Annotated in this window: 6 protein-coding genes; 4 read left to right on the plus strand and 2 right to left on the minus strand. The window is 38.0% G+C overall.

The window, feature by feature from the left end:
• Positions 1–147: 147 nt before the first annotated feature.
• The gene (locus INF29_RS13470; protein WP_193487201.1) at positions 148–753 is read right to left on the minus strand and encodes a hypothetical protein; all 606 of its coding nucleotides are present in this window, start codon (positions 751–753) and stop codon (positions 148–150) included.
• A gap of 528 nt (positions 754–1,281) precedes the next feature.
• Between INF29_RS13470 and INF29_RS13475 the strand changes: the two genes are divergently transcribed.
• The 4 genes from INF29_RS13475 (at position 1,282) to INF29_RS13490 (ending at position 6,420) form a co-directional block, all read left to right on the plus strand.
• Positions 1,282–1,695, plus strand: coding sequence for a hypothetical protein (locus tag INF29_RS13475; RefSeq protein ID WP_193487203.1), 414 nt, complete (start codon positions 1,282–1,284; stop codon positions 1,693–1,695).
• A 643-nt stretch (positions 1,696–2,338) separates the two neighbouring features.
• Positions 2,339–5,014, plus strand: a complete 2,676-nt coding sequence (locus tag INF29_RS15170) for a DNA methyltransferase (protein ID WP_334298154.1) — start codon at positions 2,339–2,341, stop codon at positions 5,012–5,014.
• A 1-nt stretch (position 5,015) separates the two neighbouring features.
• Positions 5,016–5,315 (plus strand): hypothetical protein, encoded by a 300-nt coding sequence (locus tag INF29_RS13485; RefSeq protein WP_193487205.1) that lies wholly within the window; start codon positions 5,016–5,018, stop codon positions 5,313–5,315.
• Positions 5,299–6,420 (plus strand): LPO_1073/Vpar_1526 family protein, encoded by a 1,122-nt coding sequence (locus INF29_RS13490; RefSeq protein ID WP_193487207.1) that lies wholly within the window; start codon positions 5,299–5,301, stop codon positions 6,418–6,420. The genes INF29_RS13485 and INF29_RS13490 overlap by 17 nt, the downstream gene beginning before the upstream one ends.
• A gap of 1,146 nt (positions 6,421–7,566) precedes the next feature.
• Here INF29_RS13490 and INF29_RS14585 read toward each other — a convergent pair.
• Positions 7,567–7,774: hypothetical protein (locus tag INF29_RS14585; protein WP_207728179.1), on the minus strand; the 208-nt coding region annotated here is incomplete at its 5' end.

Genomic DNA, 7,774 nt, shown 5'->3' on the forward strand with positions numbered 1-7,774 from the left:
TAAAAACCTCCTATGCTTTCTTGTGTCTTGGCGGACTCAAGATAATTATAGCATAGGAGGTTTTTGCTTGAAGCTGAAGCTCACTGATTCCCCCGGCATAGCCGGGGGTTTTTATTGGATTCACCAACAAGAAAAGCGACTGATATATCAGTCGCTTTTTTCGTGCCCAAAAGTTTTCAGAAACAGCCGAAAGACCTCCTGATCCGTTTCCAAATCCCGTGTGAGAAACCGTTTAGTCAGTTCTACAAGGACACCTTGAGAAAATAATGGAGCCAAAGGACAGGGAAGAAATTGACGAAGAAGCATCTGCTGAAAAGCTTCCAGAGGTTCCTTGCCCATGTGTTCCATCAGTTTCTGTTCTGTCTGCCGTAGTTCTATTAGGTCAACGGTAGCATTCCATTCAGAAGTTTTCTCGCTCAAAAAGTCTTTGCGTGTCTGTTCCAAGATAGAATCTGCCTGCCGTAAGAAGCAGAGATTTATTTTTGTGGCAGGCTCCTGACAATAAAACTCGGACAGGAGGGATGGATTTTCTTTGAAAGAACGCTGGGCATCCCCCATGGCTTGGTGGACTTCATCCTGCAATGCTACAAAATCTATCTGCGCTGTCAGACGAAAAAACAAAGAAAGATAGTGATCCAGAAGATAACTTTTCGTTCCTAAGACGCGCTTTAATGCTGCTGCAGAATGAAAAATTTCTGAAAACGTAGGTGAATTCTCGTTATCTCGAGAAAGAAAAGCTTGAAAAATATCCATGATAAAAACCGCCTTTTCCAAAAGTCGGCAGAGCCGCTTGTGGTATATAAACTCTGATGACGAAAGGTGTCAAGGAGAAAAATGGATTTTAGGAAAGAGGGTGAAAAGAATTGAAAAAACAGAGTATTTGGCTGGCTGCGTCAACAGGAGCAAGACCGCCGCCAGAACCGCCCTGTTTGCCCCCCTGTGTGGCGTTTTGCGGAGCAGGTGGAGTAGTTGCAGGGCAAGGAAGTTTGGAGCGAATTTGCCCCGATTTTGGGCGACGGGAAAAAGGGGATGTTTGGAGCAAACATCTGCCAGAGGGGACTTTGCCAAATGCGAAAAATACTTGCAGGTGAAAAGCCGGCGTCAAACTACCGGCAGAGTCCATCAAATCCCCGCAGTGCGGAGATTTTTTGCCAGCGCCGGTGAAAAAAGATTGGCGCTCATTTGCGTGTTGTGAAACAGAAAAAGAAAAGATTGTCTTAAGAACCAGCGGCTTTGTCAAGTGTGCTGGTACCGACGCTATGGAGAGAAAGGAGCATTTTGATGAAAAAAGAATACCAGAAACAACGATATACCGTGTGGCTGTCTAAGGACGCCATCCAGAAAAGCGATGCGGCAGTAACAAGGGAAGATTTTGCAAACCGCAGTGCATTTATAGAAAGAGCCATTCACTTTTACTCCGGTTATCTTTATCAGGAAAACCATCAAGATTTTTTATCTGAAGTAATGTTGGAATCCATGAAGGGCATCGTAAAAACATCAGAGAATCATTTGGCTCGTTTGCTTTTCAAAATTGCTGTGGAGATGGCAAAGCTGGAAAGTATGCTTGCCGCCATCAACGATATGGACGAGGCGACCATGCGCAGACTCCACATCCGCTGCGTCAATGAAGTGAAAAAGATCAATGGCATCCTCACTATGGAAGATGCTGTGAGGTATCAAAGAAGTGATGAGTAATCATTTTATCTGTTCAGAAGAAAAGACTGCCGTCTGTTTGGTTCAGCTGACAAACGGAACGCAGTCTTTTTCTTTTGAAAATCAGGATAGAAAATTTTGAAAACATGGGGAGGTCTTTGACAGGAGAGGTCTGCCTTTTTGCTGAACCATGGTATGGCTCACGAAGAGCCATGAATGTGAACCATTCAATATAACAGTTACAGGTATACAGAGAAAAAAAGAATACCTTTTCTGAATACCTGTAACTGGTTATTATTATAAAACTTCGATAAAAAATAGTATTGGCTTCCAATAGAGAAGTACATCTGTTGGTGTAAATGTATTTTCTTGACAATGATTATGAATAATGATATTTTTAAAAAAATATCAAAGATAGAAAGTTTTAACAACGCCAAGCGGGAAAAACTGATAAATTATGGGTGAATTTGAATTTGTTTCACTATTTTAGAATTTGGATGATATACAGAAAAATGAAAGCCTGTTAGAAAGATTTCATTCATGAAAATGTTAGGTGGAGGAACGAAATGAACGATGCACAACAGAAAGAAGCGGCAAGAAAATTTGTTTCATATTGGAAAGATAAGGGCTACGAAAAGGGGAAAGTCAACCATTCTGGCTTTCTCTGCTTCGTGATGTTTATGGTGTGGAACATCCTGAGCAATTTATTACATTTGAGGAACAGGTGCATCTTGATCACACCAGTTTTATAGATGGGACAATTCCATCAACAAAAGTTCTAATTGAACAAAAGGGATTAGGCAAAGACTTGAAAAAACCTATTAGGCAGTCAGATGGCACATTGCTGACACCATTTCAGCAGGCAAAGCGTTATATTACTGAGTTGCCTTTATCACAACATCCACGCTGGGTGGTGACTTGCAATTTTGAAAAATTTTTTGTTTATGATATGGAACGTCCAAGTGGTGAGCCAGAAGAAATTCTGTTAGAAAACCTTCCGACAGAATATTACAGGCTATCCTTTTTAGTAGATAGTGGAAATGAACATTTGAAGCGAGAAATGGAAGTTTCGATTGCAGCTGGTGAAATGGTTGGCTTCCTTTACGATGCTTTTCATAAACAGTATGCAGATCCAGACAGTGAACGTGCTTTGAAGAGTCTGAATATCCTTTGTGTCCGTCTTGTTTTCTGCCTTTATGCAGAAGATGCTGGTATCTTCGGTCATCATGGAATGTTCCATGATTATTTGGCGGAGTATGATACACGTCATATGCGTAAAGCACTCATTGAATTATTTCAAGTGTTAGATACTGCACCAGAGAATCGTGATCCATACTTAAAAGATGATAATCCAAATTTGGCTGCATTTCCTTATGTAAATGGCGGTTTATTTGCAAATGAAGATATTGAGATACCTCCGTTTACGGATGAAATTCGAAGTTTGCTTCTTGATAAGGCAAGTGCTGATTTTAACTGGTCAGAAATCAGTCCTACGATATTTGGTGCAGTTTTTGAAAGTACACTGAATCCAGAAACCCGTCGTAGTGGAGGTATGCACTATACTTCTATTGAGAATATCCATAAAGTGATTGATCCACTTTTTCTGGATGACTTAAAAAAAGAGTTTAAAGAATTTTGTGAAATTGCTGTAGAGAAAACTCGTGAACGAAAGTTAAAAGAGTTTCAAAAAAAGCTGGCAACTTTGACTTTTCTGGACCCAGCTTGTGGAAGTGGAAATTTTTTAACAGAAACATATATCAGCCTACGCCGATTAGAAAATGAAGTTCTGCGAATTTTATCTCATGGACAGATTTCTTTTGGTGATGAGGATTTGAGTCCTATTCAGGTTTCTATCGATCAGTTCTACGGAATTGAAATCAATGATTTTGCCGTTACTGTTGCAAAAACTGCTCTTTGGATTGCTGAAAGCCAGATGATGAAAGAAACTGAGGACGTTGTACATATGTCTCTTGATTTCCTGCCTTTAAAATCTTATACGAACATAACTGAGGGCAATGCTTTGGAGATAAATTGGAAGAATGTCGTTTCAAACGATAAGTTAAATTATATTATGGGAAATCCTCCTTTTGTAGGAGCAAGACTTATGGAACAAGGCAGTGATCAGAAAAAAGAGATTCAAACTATTTTTGGAAATATCAAGGATGTTCAGGATTTGGATTATGTGACGTGCTGGTATAAATTAGCATCTCAATACATACAAAACACCAAAATACAAGTTTGTTTTGTTTCAACCAACTCGATTTGCCAAGGTTCCCAGGTCCCGATTTTATGGAATGTATTGTTTCATGACTACCATGTTCATATCAATTTTGCATATCAAACATTCAAATGGGATAGTGAATCTTCATCGCAGGCAGCGGTTCATTGCGTTATTGTAGGATTTGCAGAATTTAATCGAAATGAAAAATGGTTATTTTCGGATGGATCAAATGGGAAAATCGTTTCTAATATTAGCCCATATTTAGTAGAAGGCGAAGAAATCTTCGTTGTAGCAGAAAAAGAGTCCCTTTGTGGAATGCCTAAAATGAATTTTGGGAATCAGCCACGTGATGGAGGCTTTTTTGTCATCAAAGAAGATGAATATCAGGATATTATGAAAAAAGAGCCAGAACTTCAAAAATGGCTTCATCCTTATATTGGTGCAGATGAGTTTATTAAAGGGAAAAAGCGTTGGTGTCTTTGGCTTAAACATGCTTCTCCAAAGGATATTATAAACAGCAAAATCCTTTCTGAAAAAGTGGAGGCAGTTCGACAATTTCGACTTTCTTCAAAAGCGAAAACAACAAATGGTTATGCAAAAGTACCTCAGTTATTTGCACAAATCACACAGCCAGATGATGTCGATTTCCTTATTATATCGAGTGTTTCATCAGAACGGAGACGATATGTACCCATTGGCTTTGCTACATCGAATATTATTTCGTCTAATGCCGTACAAATTGTCCCTGGTGCAACCTTGTATCACTTTGGTATATTGACCTCAAATATCCACATGGCATGGATGCGTGCGGTTTGCGGTAGATTAAAAAGTGATTATAGGTATTCCAAGGAGATTGTATATAACACATTTCCTTGGCCAAACCCAACGGATGCGCAGAAAACTAAAATCGAACAAACTGCGCAGGCCATCCTTGATGCACGGGCACAGTACCCTGATTGTAGCTTTGCAGATATGTATGGAGAAAAGATGTACTTGTTCCCTGAACTGCTGAAAGCTCATCAGGATAATGACAGAGCAGTTATGCAGGCTTATGGTTTTTCCATTAAAGATATGACAGAAAGTTCTTGTGTTGCTGAATTGATGAAAATGTATCAAAATTTAACGAAAGAGGTGGAATAACGTGGAACTATTGGAGTGGATTTTTGATGGAATTGGAACAGAGATAGTCAGCATTGTTATCAGTTTAATAATTGGTGCAATTGGAGGTGGTACAGTAGGCTATAAAGTCGCTATAAAGAAGACTTTAAGCCAAAAGCAAAGTGCGGGGGATGGCTCCGAACAAAGACAAGAATTACAGATAGGAAAGAATGATGGTGGTATAAATTCTTCAAAAAGTAAGATAAACCTTAAGCAATCTCAAAAAGCAGGTAATGGTTCTATTCAAACACAAATTGGAGGTATCAATGATGATCGGAGATAAACAAGCTCAAAAAGCTGGCGATAACTCTCAGTTGATGCAGGCTGGCACAATCAATATTTATAATGGCATTGATGAGAAAAGAGCTAGAGAAATATGTGCTGAAACATATGCTGTTGCTCGTAGAGACTTTACAGCAGAGGCATATGCTTGCGCAAATGAACGTGTGCAGCAACTTGAAGATTCGTTACTTCCTAAAATGCAACAAATCGAAGGAGCACTTAGTGCGTTTGCAGATCCGTCATTCCAATTATTACTGGCAAGTGCTCAAAGAACAGCTGCAGCAACAGAGCGTGATACTGATTATGATATGTTATCCGAACTGCTTGTGTGTCGGATTACTAAAGGACAGGTAAGAAAAAACAGAGCAGGGATTAGTCGGGCAGTAGAAATTATTGATAAAATTGATGACGATGCCTTATGTGCTTTAACTGTGGTCCATGCTGTTAACAAGGTGATGCCACTTTCGGGTTCATGTAAATCGGGACTGAAAGTGTTGGCAGATTTATTTGAAAAGCTTATATACATGGAGTTGCCATTAGGCACTGACTGGATTGATCATTTAGACATACTTGATACAGTTAGAATAAATTTCGCCAACTCCTTCAAAAAGATAGCTGATTTTTATCCAGCGCGTCTATCTGGATATTCTGCTGCTGGAATTCGTATTGATTCCGAGAATCATAAAAATGCTTTAAGTATATTATCGGAAGCAGGACTGTATTCTTCTTTTTTGGTTCCGAACGAATTGTTAGATGGTTATGTTAAGTTACCCATTGCGAGAAAAGAAGAAATAAAAAATCTAACAATCACACAAAATTTTGTGGTTAACGGTAACCTGATTCATCAGGAAAATAGAGTAAATGAAAAAGAAATTGAAGCTTTAGAAGCAGTTTGGAATCTTTACAACACAGATGCTGAGGTGAAAAAGGTAGCAGTTTCTGCATTTATGGATGAATGGGATAGCTATCCGTCGTTAAAGAAGTTGCATATCTGGTGGGATTCTTTACCTTTTGCTTTTGATATAACTCATGTGGGAACAGTACTTGCACACACTAACGCTCGACGGTGTGATAAAACTATGCCAGAACTTCCTCTATCAACATAAAAACGAACCGCTGCAATTTTCATCCCTGCGCAGGATGGGAGCAGTAGCAGTTTTGCATTTTCTGAGGAATAATACAATACTATTTTTGCAGTTTGAGTACCCATTTGCGAGGGAAAATATGAGGTATCCAAAGGGGCGAGCAGTATCCCTGTTGGCACACGATCTTTTCCTCGGAAAGTCTAATGTGATATACCTGTATTTTTGCTAATAGTAAGGGAATGACAGAGCTAACACTAAAATATTTTATAAATATACCTGAAACACCTATCTTAAATGATTTAGAGTTTCATGATCAATCCTATTCATATTGTATCTGCTATTGATGACCACCTATATAATCTGTATTTAGGTCAAATATTTTGGAGCATTCTGTTCGGTAAATATAATTGTACAAATTAATATATTTTGTCTTAAGGATATTCATTTTATATTTAATGATTTCATTTTGTCACAAAAGTATTATTATAAATCGGAGCGAATACTATCAATACAGTATGAGAAAATGTGGTGGGAGTATATATATAAAATTCAAATAATTTTATAATATTGTATACAATTTTACATCTAAAGAAACAGTTTCAACCCTAAATAAAAGGGATTTGAAGCTGTTTTTTATTTGCCTAATATCATTTTACATAAAGAATCCGCATTTGGTTGATAAAGAAATTATACATATAGCTGAAAGTTTAAAAATTGAAAAGTTTTCTGCTTCAAACTCCTTCGTAGTGACCTGATATATGAAGGGATTTTTTTCTGTGAAAAACAAAAAGAATACTGAAAAATATACATAAAACACCCGTGCTTTCAACATCTCGGATTTGGATAAATATAACGAACTTCAAAAATTTTTGAAAAATCGGTTATAAAATGCCTTCCTAGTGACCTGATATATGAAGGGTTATTTACAGAGAAAAAACAAAAGGTTTGGTGCAGTATGTTCTAAAGCAATCAGGTGGTTCAGAATTGTGTATTTTTCACAAACTATCACAAATTTTGCAAAAACCTGCATAAAGTACCTCTCAGTTCGGCTTATAAGCGAAGGGTTTTTTATTCGGACAACCATTTTGAAAAAAATTGCACAAAATTTTCAAAATTGGTTGTAAAAGGGGTCGTTTTTTCGGCTTATAAGTGAGGGGGTTTTTTCATTTAAAAATTTTCTTCAAAAGTTTTCGAAAAAAGCGGGGCAAACCCCCTCATTTTTCGGCTTATCAGTAAGAGGTTTTTTCGTCCCTTCGATGTACCTTGAAAACTGCATACAGGCAATATAAATACGTTACTCTGTTTTGCCCGAAAGGGAAAAGCAGCACCATGCAGTGCGCCATGACGATGAACAGGATGTGAAGAAATATCCGAG

It is taken from the genome of Anaerotignum lactatifermentans, assembly GCF_014982935.1.
GTDB lineage: Bacteria > Bacillota > Clostridia > Lachnospirales > Anaerotignaceae > Anaerotignum > Anaerotignum lactatifermentans.

Bases quoted from the DNA above. Each gene is read 5' to 3' on its own strand.
- INF29_RS13470 (WP_193487201.1), bottom strand. From the start codon at position 753: ATGGATATTTTTCAAGCTTTTCTTTCTCGAGATAACGAGAATTCACCT.
- INF29_RS13475 (WP_193487203.1), top strand. From the start codon at position 1,282: ATGAAAAAAGAATACCAGAAACAACGATATACCGTGTGGCTGTCTAAG.
- INF29_RS13490 (WP_193487207.1), top strand. From the start codon at position 5,299: ATGATGATCGGAGATAAACAAGCTCAAAAAGCTGGCGATAACTCTCAG.